The 13,027-nt window shown below is 62.0% G+C and carries 13 protein-coding genes; 7 read left to right on the top strand and 6 right to left on the bottom strand.

Translation table 11 applies throughout. The annotated features are described in order from the left end of the window. Positions 1-230 precede the first annotated feature (230 nt). Positions 231-1,016 (bottom strand): DpnI domain-containing protein, encoded by a 786-nt coding sequence (locus NKI79_RS01425; protein ID WP_352799478.1) that lies wholly within the window; start codon positions 1,014-1,016, stop codon positions 231-233. Between the two features lie 39 nt (positions 1,017-1,055). Between NKI79_RS01425 and tam the strand changes: the two genes are divergently transcribed. From tam to NKI79_RS01440, 3 genes are all read left to right on the top strand, one after another. Beyond that, positions 1,056-1,874, top strand: a complete 819-nt coding sequence (gene tam, locus NKI79_RS01430; protein WP_352475396.1) for a trans-aconitate 2-methyltransferase — start codon at positions 1,056-1,058, stop codon at positions 1,872-1,874. A gap of 128 nt (positions 1,875-2,002) precedes the next feature. Then, positions 2,003-3,124, top strand: a complete 1,122-nt coding sequence (locus NKI79_RS01435; protein ID WP_352475395.1) for a beta-ketoacyl-ACP synthase III — start codon at positions 2,003-2,005, stop codon at positions 3,122-3,124. A 139-nt stretch (positions 3,125-3,263) separates the two neighbouring features. Further along, positions 3,264-3,881: an MOSC domain-containing protein gene (locus NKI79_RS01440; RefSeq protein WP_352475394.1), complete on the top strand. Its 618-nt coding sequence runs from the start codon at positions 3,264-3,266 to the stop codon at positions 3,879-3,881. A 233-nt stretch (positions 3,882-4,114) separates the two neighbouring features. Here the strand turns inward: NKI79_RS01440 and NKI79_RS01445 are convergent, their stop codons facing one another. Together NKI79_RS01445 and tsaA are read right to left on the bottom strand one after the other, a co-directional pair. Beyond that, complete coding sequence (locus tag NKI79_RS01445) at positions 4,115-4,426, bottom strand: DUF2293 domain-containing protein (protein ID WP_254819015.1); 312 nt, start codon at positions 4,424-4,426, stop codon at positions 4,115-4,117. Continuing rightward, positions 4,423-4,947 carry a tRNA (N6-threonylcarbamoyladenosine(37)-N6)-methyltransferase TrmO gene (gene tsaA / locus NKI79_RS01450; protein WP_352799480.1) on the bottom strand — a complete coding sequence of 175 codons (525 nt, stop codon included), beginning with the start codon at positions 4,945-4,947 and terminating at the stop codon, positions 4,423-4,425. Before tsaA ends, NKI79_RS01445 begins: the two co-directional genes overlap by 4 nt. Positions 4,948-5,086: 139 nt before the next feature. Between tsaA and NKI79_RS01455 the strand changes: the two genes are divergently transcribed. Next, on the top strand, positions 5,087-6,109 hold the full coding sequence (locus NKI79_RS01455) for an ArsR/SmtB family transcription factor (protein ID WP_254819013.1): 1,023 nt from the start codon (positions 5,087-5,089) through the stop codon (positions 6,107-6,109). Continuing rightward, positions 6,109-7,026: a methylenetetrahydrofolate reductase [NAD(P)H] gene (gene metF / locus NKI79_RS01460; protein WP_254819012.1), complete on the top strand. Its 918-nt coding sequence runs from the start codon at positions 6,109-6,111 to the stop codon at positions 7,024-7,026. Before NKI79_RS01455 ends, metF begins: the two co-directional genes overlap by 1 nt. A gap of 461 nt (positions 7,027-7,487) precedes the next feature. Here metF and NKI79_RS01465 read toward each other — a convergent pair whose 3' ends face one another. Then, positions 7,488-8,405 carry a DMT family transporter gene (locus tag NKI79_RS01465; protein WP_352505579.1) on the bottom strand — a complete coding sequence of 306 codons (918 nt, stop codon included), beginning with the start codon at positions 8,403-8,405 and terminating at the stop codon, positions 7,488-7,490. Between the two features lie 225 nt (positions 8,406-8,630). Here NKI79_RS01465 and NKI79_RS01470 point away from each other — a divergent pair, with 225 nt between their 5' ends. After that, positions 8,631-9,851, top strand: coding sequence for an alanine racemase (locus NKI79_RS01470; protein ID WP_254819010.1), 1,221 nt, complete (start codon positions 8,631-8,633; stop codon positions 9,849-9,851). A gap of 85 nt (positions 9,852-9,936) precedes the next feature. Here the strand turns inward: NKI79_RS01470 and NKI79_RS01475 are convergent, their stop codons facing one another. Continuing rightward, a complete protein-coding gene (locus NKI79_RS01475) occupies positions 9,937-10,668 on the bottom strand; it encodes an SDR family oxidoreductase (RefSeq protein WP_352799482.1) in 732 nt (243 codons plus the stop codon). A 123-nt stretch (positions 10,669-10,791) separates the two neighbouring features. On the opposite strand from NKI79_RS01475, the gene NKI79_RS01480 reads away from it, so the two are divergent. After that, entirely contained in the window at positions 10,792-11,685 is an 894-nt protein-coding gene (locus NKI79_RS01480) for a LysR family transcriptional regulator (RefSeq protein ID WP_352799483.1), read from the top strand. A 103-nt stretch (positions 11,686-11,788) separates the two neighbouring features. Here NKI79_RS01480 and NKI79_RS01485 read toward each other — a convergent pair whose 3' ends face one another. Beyond that, positions 11,789-12,961, bottom strand: a complete 1,173-nt coding sequence (locus tag NKI79_RS01485) for a lytic murein transglycosylase (RefSeq protein ID WP_352799485.1) — start codon at positions 12,959-12,961, stop codon at positions 11,789-11,791. Positions 12,962-13,027 lie beyond the last annotated feature (66 nt).

The raw sequence follows: 13,027 nt of genomic DNA on the forward strand, positions 1-13,027 counted from the left end.
GGTGGCGAGTTAAGGACTATAAACGCGTCGTTCTCTTGAACCACAATGTTGGTCAGATCGACGCTATCGATGGCTGTCGCATTGCGCGCTTGGCAATATGGACACTCGTCGTCACAGGCGCAGGACCAATCAGTAGCCCAATACCTGTGACATTTATAACATCTGTAGTTGTTGAGATACCAAGCCATTCTTAGACCTGACCAAAAACGATCTGACGTAGATCACCTGCGTTATCGCGCTACCTGATATCGACCACGGGACAGGAACCTAAGATATCCCTTGTCGCGAAGAAACTGAAGTTGTTGACGGATTTTAGGTCTAATATTCTGGTTGTTCGGGTAAAGGAGAGCCAACTGTGGCTCAAATGCGTAGGCCTGGTCGATGTCAAATTCGTCTGTGCCGATCGACTCGATACATCGCATGACCTCAACGAGCCATCCCCTGGTGTCGTGGGGCGCATCGCGTAGGAACACAGTTCGCTTCCAAGCTGCCAAAACCTCTTCTTTCGAGGTGATCACACCGTTTCTGACAAGGTGGATTCTTCCCGCTTCAGGGACCCGGCTAAGAAGGATATTCGAACCAATCCAGCCGGCGCGGCGTGCTGCTTGGGAGAGCGGCGTCCTGCGTTCTACGATTGCTGGCGTGAAAAAATGTTTTGGGATAACGCAGACGGACTCCACCAGTCGCTGGTTAAAATCGTATTTGAGTAGAAAAAAGTTGGGGTTCGTTGACGAATTCAGCCGCTCGATTTTTCTGCTATACGCACCATTGGCGAGTTTTCTGCCGAACGGTTTCTTTGCGCTTTTTAGTTCGTATTGATCATCGCACTTATCGCAGTAAAAATCGGCAACAGGGAGATTTGCCGGAAACTGCGTCAGGCGCGAATTCCCGCAGTTGGGGCAGTATAGCCATTCTGACGCCCACCGCTCCGTCCAGATTCTCGCGCTTTGCGAACCGCTGCGTATGCTGCTTGAGTCTCTTGGAATCCCATTTTCATGGTCAAAGGGTCTACGCAATATGCGTGAACGTCAATCAACGCATGGCGGCGAGTCGTTATGACGGCACAGAAAGATTCACGGGGCGGAAAGTTAACTTTCAAAACAGGAAAAGACTGGTCCGCCGCCCTCTACCTGAAATTCGAGGATGAGCGCACGCGGCCGGCGCGCGATCTCGTTGCACAGGTGCCGGTGCCAGAACCGCGCCTGGTGGTCGATATTGGCTGCGGACCGGGCAATTCGACCGAATTGCTGGTCGAGCGCTGGCCGCAGGCGCAAATCAGCGGCTTCGATACCTCGCCCGACATGATCGAGAAGGCCAAGGCGCGCCTGCCCGGCGTCAGCTTTGCGCTGGCGGATGCGGCGGCGTGGCAGCCGACCGAACCCGTCGACGTGATCTTCGCTAACGCGGTGTTCCAGTGGCTGCCGGAGCATCCGGCAGTCTTCCAGCGGCTGATGGGATTCTTGGCTCCCGGCGGCGCGCTTGCCGTGCAGATGCCGGACAACATGGCTGAGCCCTCGCACCGGCTGATGCGCGAGACCGCGGCCGAGATGCCGTTCACCGAAAAGCTCGAGCGCGCGGCTCGCGCGCCGCTGCCGCCGGTCTCGTTCTATTACGACCTTCTGTCGCCGTTCTCGGATCGGCTCGATATCTGGCACACGATTTACAACCATCCGCTGGCCGATGCCGAGGCGATCGTCGAATGGGTGAAGTCGACGGGGCTGAAGCCGTTCCTCGATCCGCTCGACGAAGACGAGCGGCAGCTTTTCCTGAAGCGCTACACGGCCGGGATCAGCGAAGCCTATCCGAAAACGGCAAGCGGCAAGGTGTTGCTGCGCTTTCCCCGTCTCTTCATCGTGGCGCGGCGCGCTGCTTAGGATCTTTTAGACCCTTTCCAGGGACTTGATTTAAGCCGGCATAAACTGGCTAGGTGCAAAAGAGGTTGCGCCGAGCTTTTTGCGGCGCGACATGAAGCCGCAACGCCTGCGCACGGGACGAACTGAAAATGCATCGCGTCATCATCAGCGGCATCGGCGTTGAAATCCCCGAGGCTTCGATCACCAATGAGGAACTCGTCGCCAGCTTCAACAGCTGGGTGGACATGGAGAACGTCCGCCGCGAGGTGTCCGGCGAGCCGCTGCTGCAGAAATCGGACAGTGCCTTCATCGTCCATGCCTCGGGCGTCCAGACCCGCCATGTCATCGAACGGGAGGGCATCCTCGACCCGACCCGCATGGCGCCGCGCTTCCCGGCGCGGCCCGACGATGCGCTGTCGCTGGAGGCCGAATTCGGCATCGCCTCGGCCAGCAAGGCGCTCGATCATGCCGGGCTAAAGCCAGGGGATATCGACCTGGTGATCTGCTCGGCCTCGCATCATCAGCGGCCCTATCCGGCGATCGCCATCGAAATGCAGCAGGCACTGGGCACGAAGGGCGCCGGTTTCGACATGGGGCTTGGCTGCTCTTCGGCGGCGGCCGCGTTGCACATCGCCGTCAACCTGGTGCGGGCAGGGGCGCACAAACGCGTGCTGGTGACGACGCCGGAGATCATCACCGGCCATCTCAATTTTCGCGACCGGCAGACGCATTTCATCTTTGGCGACGCTTCCGTGTCGATGGTCGTCGAAGGGCTCGCCCAGGGCGAGAAGCGGCCGGGCCGATTCGAGGTGCTGGATACGCGTACCTGGACGCAGATGTCGAACAGCATCCGCACCAATCTCGGTTATCATACCCGCGCCACCCAGGACGATCCGTATATGATCGATCTGGAAGGCAATCTGATCAAGCAGATCGGCAACAAGGTGTTCAAGGAAGTCACCGTTGCCGGCCACAAATTCATCGTCGAGTTCCTGGCCGAGCACGGGCTGACGCCGCAAGCGATCCGGCGCTTCTGGCTGCATCAGGCCAATGCGCGGATGAACGCCATGATCCTGAAACTGTCGTTCGGCCATGACGTCGACCATGACCGCGCGCCGATGGTGCTGGAGCGCCTCGGCAACACCGCCGCCGCCGGCGCCATCATCGCCCTGTCGGAGAACCATGCCGACATGAAGGCCGGCGACTACGGCCTGCTCTGCGCGTTCGGCGCCGGCTACTCGATCGGCGGTGCGCTGTTGCGCATGCTCTGACTATTTCGGCGCGGACGGCACAGGCATTGGAGCGCGCCTGGCAATCGCATCAGTCCGCTTGATCGGAGCATCAGCGCTTTCGACTGGACCTGATGAGCTGACCGCGGCTAATTGCGCGTATCACGCGAGGCACGAACCCATGCCGGATCTTTTTCCCGAAGCCGAAACTCCGGTCGAGATCGTGCCCGCGCGAAAACTCGCCGCCAGGGTGGCAGCGCTTTACCTCGCACCGTTCGATCATTTCGAGACACGGGCAGTGGATACGTTGCAGCTCGGCTTCGACGGCATCGATGGCGATTTCCACGCCGGCACGACGCGGCGCTCCGGCGGGCGCGAGCCCTGGTATCCGCGCGGCACCGAGATGCGCAACGAGCGGCAATTGTCGATCGTGGCGGCGGACGAACTGGCAATCGTCGCCGAACGGATGGGCATCGCCGAGATCAAGCCGGAATGGATCGGCGCCAATCTCGTGATCGAAGGCCTGCCGCACCTCTCGATGTTGCCATCCGGCACGCTGCTGTTCTTCAAAGGCGGCGCAACCGTCAAGGTCGACGCGCAGAACGGGCCTTGCCGGATCGCGGGCAGGTCGGTCGCCGAGCATGCCGGGATAGCCGACGTCGAGGCCGGCGCGCTGCTGTTCCCGAAAGCAGCGAAGCGGTTGCGCGGGCTCGTCGCCTGGGTCGAGAAGCCCGGCACGATCACTGCCGGCGAGGAGATTTCGGTGCGCGTGCCGGAGCAGTGGATTTACCGGGCCTGATTGTTTTCTAGGCAAGGCGGCAAAGCCAGGCAAAGCCGCGCGCTGCGTATTTTGTTCTTGCTTTGTGCCGGCAGCTATGCTACTAATTTCGGCATGGTGCTAATTGGCTCCAACGATCCGCCCTCCGAGGCGGTTTTTTTGTTTCTGGCTTTGAAAGTTCCGATGTTGCCGGACTGACGTCGGCAGGACAGAGGGGGGCGCCGTAGAACTCGACGCGTGTATCTGCCATCGCTCTATTCCTCGTCCTCGTCATCGAGCAGACGGGTGGCACGCCAGCGGGTTAGCACGATGTTGGTTTGCTCGATGACGAAGAAGCGCGCGGAATCGCGGTCATAGCCTTCGGCCAGCAGCTTTTCGTAGTCGGTATGGGCGTGGCGGATATGCGCTATCGTCGCCAGCCACACCGCAATGCTCGGTGGCAAGGTCTTCATGTGCACGGCCCCGGCATCGGCACGGATCTTTTCCATGTCGGCATAGGGCGCCAGCGGCAGGAGCGCTGTCAGTGCCTTGGCGATGGCGCGGCGGCGGCCGGTCGGGGCGCTCACTGCCCGTCCGATCTGGACAACTCGTCCCGCCCGGCCATGGTCGCCGCGGCGAAGGCATCGGTCGAGGCGAAGTAGGGCTTGATGTCGATGACCGGCGTGCCGTCGAGCACGTCGATGGCATCGAGATCGATGCGGCCGGTATCGATATCGACGGCAACCAGCCTGGCGACATGCAGCCCAATTGGGTTCGGCCGGGCAGGGGAGCGCAGCGAAAAGACGCCTTTCGGCTCCATGGCATGGCGGGGTTTCTGGATAATCAGTTGCCGCGGCGCATGGTGCAGCCAGGACAGGACGATCACATGGCTGGCGCGTTCCAGCCCAAGCAGGCCCTCACGATAAAGCGGGTCGATGACCAAGTGCGCCGGCTGTCCCGTCTCCCGCGCGGCCTTCATGTTTTTGGGGCAAGTCTCCCGCGTGATCCAAGGCGAAGCGATGCGGCCGATGAACACGACATGGCCATCCGGCGGCATCGTTGCCGGGTCGGTTTCCAGGAGCTTTTCGCCGCTGCGCGTTTCGAACATGGGCCTCGCCTCGATGCATCCGGCTTTGCGCGATCCGCTGCGCATGCGTCATTTTCTTGTCCGGAAGCGACATAGCGCTTGCAAGCCTATCAAAACCGACATAAACATATGTTTATATCTTTTCAAAGAGAATGCTCGCATGCATGTCGCTCTCGACACGATGGTAGATACATTGAAGGCGGCTGCCGAATCCAGCCGGCTGCGTATATTGGCGCTGCTGTCGCGCGGCGATCTGACCGTTTCAGATCTCACCGAAATCCTCGGCCAGTCGCAGCCGCGCGTCTCGCGGCATTTGAAATTGCTGCTGGAGGCAGGGCTGATCGGCCGCTACCAGGAGGGCTCGTGGGCTTTCTTCCGGCTTTCGGATTCCGACACGTCGCGCGATTTTGTGCTCAGGCTGGTCTCCGGCATCCGCGGCGCCGATCCGCAGGTCGAGCGTGATCTCGAACGGCTGGCCGCGGTCAAGCGCAAGCGGCAGGACCGGGCTGCCGAATATTTCTCGGTCAACGCCGCAAGCTGGGACCATATCCGCTCGCTGCATGTGCCGGACCGCGCTGTCGAAGCAGCCCTCATCAAGCTCGTCGGCAAGCGGCCGTTCCAGTCGATGCTCGATCTCGGCACCGGCACCGGACGGCTGCTCGAGATCTTTTCGCCGCTCTATCGGCGCGGTATCGGCATCGACATGTCGCGCGAAATGCTGACGGTGGCGCGCGCCAATCTCGACAAGGCCGGCATTTCGAATGCGCAGGTGCGGCAGGGCGACATTTTCGCGCCGCCGGTCGAACGCGACGCCTTCGATCTCGTTACCATCCATCAGGTGCTGCACTATCTCGACGATCCTGCCCGCGCCATCCGAGAGGCGGCGCGTCTGTTGCGCCCGGCTGGCAGGCTGGTGATCGTCGATTTCGCGCCGCACACGCTGGAGTTCTTGCGCGAGGAGCACGCGCATATGCGCCTCGGCTTTTCCGACCGGCAAATCGCCGACTGGTTTTCCGAGGCCGGCCTCGAGCTCGAGGACAGCCAGGAATTCGAACCGCGCGGTGGCAACGAGGCCAAGCTCACCGTCAAACTCTGGCTCGGCCGCGATCGGCGCATGCTGATTGCCGAGCCTTCCAACGACAGACAACCGGCCAATGCGTATCCGATAGGGGAAACCGCCTGATGAACCAGTTCCGCTTCTCCCGCCGTCCCGACATCGGCGACAAGGTCAGGGTGTCGTTCGAGTTCTTTCCGCCGAAAAACGACGAGATGGAAGCAAGGCTGTGGGACACGGTCACCCGGCTGGAGCCGCTCAAGCCGAAATTCGTCTCGGTCACCTATGGCGCCGGTGGTTCGACCCGCGAGCGCACGGCCCGCACCGTCAAGCGCATCCTCAACGAAACGTCGCTGACGCCGGCGGCGCACATGACCTGCGTCGACGCGGCGCGCCACGAGGTCGATGCGGTGATCCGGGAGTTCGCCGATATGGGCGTCAAGCGTTTCGTCGCCCTGCGCGGCGATCCGGCCGAGGGCGTCGGCGCGGCTTACCGGCCGCATCCGGAAGGCTATGCCAATGGCGCCGAACTGGTCGATGCGCTGAAGGGCGCCGGCGATTTCGACATATCGGTCTCGGCCTATCCGGAAAAACATCCGGAGAGTCCGGATTTCGCCACCGATTTCGACATGCTGAAGCGCAAGGCCGACAATGGGGCGACGCGGGCGATCACCCAGTTCTTCTTCGACAACGATCTCTATGAGCGCTATGTCGAGCGGGCACGGCGGGCCGGCATCTACATACCGATCGTGCCGGGCATATTGCCGGTGCACAATTTCACCCAGGTCGCCAACTTCTCGGCGCGGTGCGGCGCCTTGGTGCCGGCATGGCTGGCCGAGCGTTTCGATGGGCTGCAGAACGATCCGCAAACGCATGCGCTGGTGGCATCTGCCGTGGCCGCCGAGCAGGTGCTGGACCTTGTCGAGCGCGGCGTCGGCGATTTCCACTTCTACACGATGAACCGGGCCGATCTGGTCTTCGCCATCTGCCACATGATCGGCATCAGGTCGCACGAAGTCGAGGCGGCGGGATCCGCCGCGGCGTAAGGCGGCAAGCTCCTTTTTGAAATGTCAAAGATCGGGGGAATGCAAAAGGCCGGGCAAAATGCCCGGCCTTTTCAATGGTTTGTAATATTCGGTGCTGGTCTTCCCCCGCTCAGCGGCCTTATGGAAGGACGCCCATAATGAGGGCGCCGATGAATGCAAACGCAGCACAAATCATCAATGCGTTGATCGGCCTCGTCAGTCCCATGTCATAGCCTCCTCTTAAGAGCTATGGCGAGAGTCTAGGGTCATTTGTGCCACAGGCAAGCAGAAACTTTGCTGCAATGCGACGAGATTGTGGAATTTGCGACCTGCCGTTTGCCGTTAGGCATTGAAACTCTTGGTCAAAAGCCGGCGTTGGACCTGTGAATAATTTGTGGCGAAGCCGGGGCAGCAACGAGAATGGCAGCGCTACCGCGGCGGAAATCGGAATCGATTTCGAGCTGAGAGTTGGGGAACATGCTCTAACGCCGCCCGAACAGGCGACCGTCGATGGTGACGAGGCCGAGCGCAATCAGCGCCATGCCCGCCAATTCGAACAGTTCGAGCCGCTCGCCCAGGAACAGCAAGCCGAGCAGGATGGCACTGGCCGGCACGATGAGCGTGACCAGCGAGGCGTTGGTGGCGCCGGCCGAGGCGACGAGGTTGAAATAGAGGATGTAGGCGAAGGCGGTCGACAGCAGCGCCAGCGCCAGCACCGCCGCCCATACCGGCGGCGAGGCCGAAAACAGAGTGGCAGCGTCATAGGTGAACAGAACGACCGGGATCATGATGATGGTCGAGCAGGTCAATTGTCCGGCGGCAATGACCGGTGACGGCACACCCTTGAAGCGGCGGGCGATCATCAGCGCAACCGCATAGGAGACCGAGGCACCGATGAGCGCGAATTTCGCCCAGACCGGCCCGCCGAGCCCGGCGACAAGGCCAGGACCGATCATCACCGCCGTCCCCGCGATACCGAGGGCGATGCCGGCAAGCTTGTTCCACGACAGTTTTTCGTCGCTGGTCAGGGCGTTGGCGAGGATCAGCGTCCAGAACGGCGTGGTCGAATTAAGCACCGAGGCGACACCGGCGCCGAGCTCGGTCTGGCCGGCAAAGATCAGCGAGAAAGGGATGACATTGTTGGCGAGCGCCAGCAGGAAAAACAGTCCGGCATGCGGCAAGGCGAGGCGAAAGGACGGACCGCGAACCGCAAGGTAGAGCTGCAACGCGGTCGCCGCGATGGCGACGCGAAACAGCACCAGCACCAGCGGAGGGAGTTCCGACACCGCAATGCGGGCAAAGAAGAACGAACCGCCCCAGATGGCGCCGAGCAGCAGAAGCTGGGCCCAGTCCTTGAGCACCATCGGCCCGCGCATCGTGGTGGTGGCAGCTATCGCCATTGGTCGTCCTCCCAGACGAGATGCCTTGCTCTCTTCAGGCATCTGTTCACGCTCTACCGGTCCGGCGGCAAGGGCCACCCGAAACCTGAGTGATGGCCTAGCTCGCTCATAACCGGCGCACAGAACGGCGTAGCGCCGCGAAGCCAGGGCGGCGAGACATAGAATTGTTTTCATTAGCCGCTAGCTTGGATTAATTGTGCGCAGCCTCAGTCAAGGGATTCGTCCATGCAGCGATTCGAAAATGCCCGCGAGGCAGCGCTGGCGCTTCGCCCGGACGATCCGATCTATTGCTTCCGCCCGCAGGTGCTGAAGGCGGACGCCAAACAGTTCATGGGCATGTTTCCCGGCAAGACCGCCTATGCGGTCAAGACCAATGGCGAGCAGATCGTGCTCAACGCGCTGGTCGAGGCCGGCGTCAGCGCCTTTGATGTGGCCTCGCCCGGCGAATTCGCCGCCGTGCGCGCCGTCTCGCCGGACGCCGAGATGCTCTACATGCACCCGGTGAAGGCGCAGTCGGACATCAGGCTGGCGCTGGAAAAATACGCCATCCGCGTCATTTCGCTCGACCATGAGGACGAGATCACCAAGCTGACCAGGGTGGTGCGGGCGCTCGACATCGACCCGGGCGCCATCACCGTGTTCGTGCGCATCCAGACGAAGGGCTCGGCGGCCTACGAACTGTCGAAGAAGTTCGGCGCCGGACCTGCCAATGCGGTCGAACTGGCCGAACGGCTGAACCGGACCGGCTACAAGGTAGGGCTGTGCTTTCACGTCGGCAGCCAGATCGAGGATCCCGACACCTACGAGCGGGCGCTGGCCTCCGCCGACTGGGTGCGCAACCGCGTCGGCTTCGACATTGCCGGGCTCGATGTCGGCGGCGGCTTTCCCGCCGAATACGGTCATGATCCGAACAGCCGCAAGCCGGAAATGCCGTCGCTCGGCCAGATCATGTCGCGGCTGTCGGGCGACCTCCAGGAGTACCAATTCGACCAGATGCAGCTGGTGGCCGAGCCCGGCCGGGTGATCGTGGCGCGCTGCCTGTCGCTGATCGTGCGCGTGCTGCTGCGCAAGGGCAAAAGGCTCTACATCAATGACGGCATCTGGGCGTCGCTGTCGGATTCATGGACCGGCAAGATCACGCTGCCGGCACGCTTCATCCCCGATCCGGCGATCCGCTCGCGCAATGGCGAGGACAAGACCATCGTGCCGTTCAAGGTCTGTGGCGCGACCTGCGATTCCGTCGATATACTGTCGCGGCCGTTCTGGCTGCCCGAAACCGTCGATACCGGTGACTGGATCGAGATCGGCCATATCGGCGCCTATTCGCTGTCGCTCCGGACACGGTTCAACGGCTTCTATCCCGATACTTTCGTCGAGGTGGCGACGCCATTCGACGAAGGCGATGCACCGCAGGGGTTTGCCAGCCTGGAGACGATGGCGGATTAGTTGATAGTGAATGGAAGCGGTTCTTGCGTTCCGTCCGCTTCGGTGAATCGTCACCCTTCACCCTTCACCCTTCGCCCCCGAGTAGTCAGGCTACTCCGCCGCCGGCCTGGATGTTCTCGCCGGTCAGCCAGCGAGCTTCGTCCGAAGCCAGGAAAACCGCGACATCGGCGACGTCGCGCGGTGCTCCGATCCGGCCGAAGGGCGACATGCCTGCGGCCACGGCCCGGTCCCGCTCCGGAAGCAGGTCGGTGTCGGTGAAGCCTGGCGACAGCGCATTCACGGTAACGGCGCGCGGGCCGAGTTCGCGCGAGAGGACGCGGACGAACTGCTCGACGGCTCCCTTGCTGCCGAGATAGAGCGCCGTCTGCGTGAAGAACATCTTGGTTCCACCAGTGGAGACGGCAATGATGCGGCCACCGTCGCGAACGCGGCGCGCCGCCTCCTGAAGCGTGAAGAAGGTGCCCTTGGCATTGGTGCCGAACACATGATCGAAGTCCGCTTCGGTAGCCTCGACGAGCGGCTTTATGACGGCGACGCCGACATTGGCGACGACGATGTCAATCGGCCCCATCTGCCTTTCGGTTTCGTCGAACAGCCGGCGAATGTCGGTGATGCTGGAGACGTCCGCCTGGATGGCGACGGCTTTTCCGCCATTCCCTTCAATGGCGGCAACGACTTCCCTGGCGGCTTTCTCGTTGCCGACATAGTTGACGACCACGGCAGCACCCTTGGTTGCGAGCCCCTCCGCGATGGCGCGTCCGATGCCGCGCGAACTGCCGGTCACAAGTGCGGTTTTGCCTTCGAGTGGACGATGCATGGCTGTTCCTTCCGTCTGGATACGGCCGCCCCGATCGAGCGGCGTTCCAGCGATAGCTAGGGGCATGCTATTGCTCAGAGAATAGCCTATTATCTAACTGACTTGTTAAGCCTGGGGTACATAATGCGCGGAACCGAGTTTTCCGAACTCACGGCATTTGCAACAATCATCGAAGAGGGCAGCTTTGTCCGCGCCGCGGCCAAGCTCAGAATTTCGCCTCCAGCACTCAGCCAGACGATACGCGGGCTGGAAGACCGTCTCGGTGTCCGCCTGCTCAACCGCACCACGCGCAGCATGTCGCCGACCGCTGAGGGCGAGAAGCTGTTTGCCCGCATCGCGCCGGCGTTCAGCGAACTGGAAGGGGCCGTCGCCGATGCGCATGCATCACGCGGCCGGCCGGCAGGCTCGCTGCGCATCAATGTTCCGCGCATTGCCGCCACGCGTTTCATCGCGCCGATCCTCGGCGACTTCCGCCGCGCCTATCCCGATATCGCCCTCACCATCATCGTCGACGACATGCTCACCGACATCGTCGAAGGTCGCTTCGATGCCGGAATCAGACTGGGTGAGCGGCTGCACAAGGACATGGTGGCGGTGAAGCTCAGCGAGGAACTCGAGATGGCCGCAGTGGCGGCGCCGAGCTATCTGGAGCATCGCCCGATACCCCGCCATCCCGCGGACCTGCATCAGCACCAGTGCATCAATTTCCAGTGGCCGAGCGGCGGCAATCTCTACCGCTGGGAGTTCGCCCGAGGCCAGCGTGCCTTGGAAGTGGCCGTCAGCGGCGGCCTGACGGTAAACGATACGGACCTGATGATGGGGGCGGTTCTGGATGGGGTCGGGGTGGCGTACATGCTGGAATATCAGGTCCGGCCGTGGATCGAAGCGGGAAAGCTCATCCGCTTTCTCGAAGCCTGGTCGCCTAGATTTCCGGGCTTTTATCTATATCACGCGAGTTCCCGGCAGGTTCCCGCGCCGCTGCGAGCGTTTATCGATTTCCTGCTGGCGAGGCGGTGAATAGTGAATAGTGAATAGTGAATAGTGAATAGTGAATAGTGAATAGTAGCATCTCTGGTGCTCAAGTGCGGCTCCGGTGCTATTCTTTTACCATTCACCACCCTCACAGTCTCGCCAGCAGCTCCGGCGTCGGCCAGCCGTCGACCGGAAAGCCCAGCCGCATCTGCTCCTTGCGGATCGCTTCGCGGGTGTTGGTGCCGAGGATGCCGTCGACGGTGCCGACGTCATAGCCTCTCGCCTCGAGCTTGGTCTGTAGCGCCTTCATCTGCTCGCCGTCGAGGCCGGGGTCGGGGTTGCGCGGATCGAATCGCGGAGCGCCCCCCAGCCGGGCGGCAAGATTTGCCGCGGTAAGGGCATAGGTAAAGGACTGGTTCCACTCGAGATAGACGTCGAAATTGTCGTAGGTCAGGAAGGCTGGCCCCTTGCGACCCATGGGTAGCGCCAGGCCGGCCTTCAGGCCGTTGTCGAGAAGCGGCGTGCCGTCGGGCCTGGTAACGCCCCACTGGCTCCATTGCGTCAACGGCAGCTTGTTGGTGCGTCCCGTCTGCTCCCACGGCAAGTTGTCGGGCACACGGACCTCCTCGATCCAGGGCTGGTCGCGCTTCCAGCCGCGCGATTGGATCTTGCTGGCCGTGCTCATGATCACGTCCGGCGCGCTGCCGCGCAGGTCGACCCGGCCATCGCCGTCGCCGTCGACGCCGTGGCCGAGATAGTCGGAAGGCAACATCTGCGTCTGGCCGATCTCGCCGGCCCAGGCACCGGTCACGTCGGCCGGCACCACGCCGCGATTGATCAAGATCAGCAGCGGAACGATCTGCGGCCGGAACAACTGCGGGCGGCGGCAGTCATACGAGAGGCTCACCAGCGCATTCAGTGTGTGAAAATCGCCTTGCACGGCGCCAAAATCGGTTTCAAGGGCCCAGAAAGCGGCAATGACCGGCGCCTGGACGCCGTATTCGCGATCCGCGCGGGCAAAGACCTCGGCATATTTTTGCAGATTGGCCGCACCTTGCTTCAGCCGATGGGACGAGATCATGCGGTTCGAGAATTCGATGAAGGTCTGGGTGAAGACGCCCTGGGCGCGGTCGCGTGCCAACGCCTTCTCATCGAGGGTGGCGTTTTCCAGCGCGTCAAGGCCGGCAGCGCCGACGCCGGCCGCCCTGGCCTCCGCCGCCACGCCCTGCTTCCATGCCTCGAAATCGCCGCCGCATTGCTGTGCCGCCGCCGGCACGGCGCTCAGGAGCAGCGCCGCGAGAAGTCCAAAGCGCAATCGCATCGCCATCCTTCCGAAAAGATTACCAGCGGTTGCAGGCATTTGTCATTGGCTGTGTCGAAAAGCAGG

Source organism: Mesorhizobium sp. M0340, from assembly GCF_040321535.1.
In the GTDB taxonomy this organism is placed as follows: Bacteria; Pseudomonadota; Alphaproteobacteria; order Rhizobiales; family Rhizobiaceae; genus Mesorhizobium.

Bases quoted from the DNA above. Each gene is read 5' to 3' on its own strand.
- tam (WP_352475396.1), top strand. From the start codon at position 1,056: ATGACGGCACAGAAAGATTCACGGGGCGGAAAGTTAACTTTCAAAACA.
- NKI79_RS01435 (WP_352475395.1), top strand. From the start codon at position 2,003: ATGCATCGCGTCATCATCAGCGGCATCGGCGTTGAAATCCCCGAGGCT.
- NKI79_RS01440 (WP_352475394.1), top strand. From the start codon at position 3,264: ATGCCGGATCTTTTTCCCGAAGCCGAAACTCCGGTCGAGATCGTGCCC.
- tsaA (WP_352799480.1), bottom strand. From the start codon at position 4,947: ATGTTCGAAACGCGCAGCGGCGAAAAGCTCCTGGAAACCGACCCGGCA.
- NKI79_RS01455 (WP_254819013.1), top strand. From the start codon at position 5,087: ATGCATGTCGCTCTCGACACGATGGTAGATACATTGAAGGCGGCTGCC.
- metF (WP_254819012.1), top strand. From the start codon at position 6,109: ATGAACCAGTTCCGCTTCTCCCGCCGTCCCGACATCGGCGACAAGGTC.
- NKI79_RS01465 (WP_352505579.1), bottom strand. From the start codon at position 8,405: ATGGCGATAGCTGCCACCACCACGATGCGCGGGCCGATGGTGCTCAAG.
- NKI79_RS01470 (WP_254819010.1), top strand. From the start codon at position 8,631: ATGCAGCGATTCGAAAATGCCCGCGAGGCAGCGCTGGCGCTTCGCCCG.
- NKI79_RS01475 (WP_352799482.1), bottom strand. From the start codon at position 10,668: ATGCATCGTCCACTCGAAGGCAAAACCGCACTTGTGACCGGCAGTTCG.
- NKI79_RS01480 (WP_352799483.1), top strand. From the start codon at position 10,792: ATGCGCGGAACCGAGTTTTCCGAACTCACGGCATTTGCAACAATCATC.
- NKI79_RS01485 (WP_352799485.1), bottom strand. From the start codon at position 12,961: ATGCGATTGCGCTTTGGACTTCTCGCGGCGCTGCTCCTGAGCGCCGTG.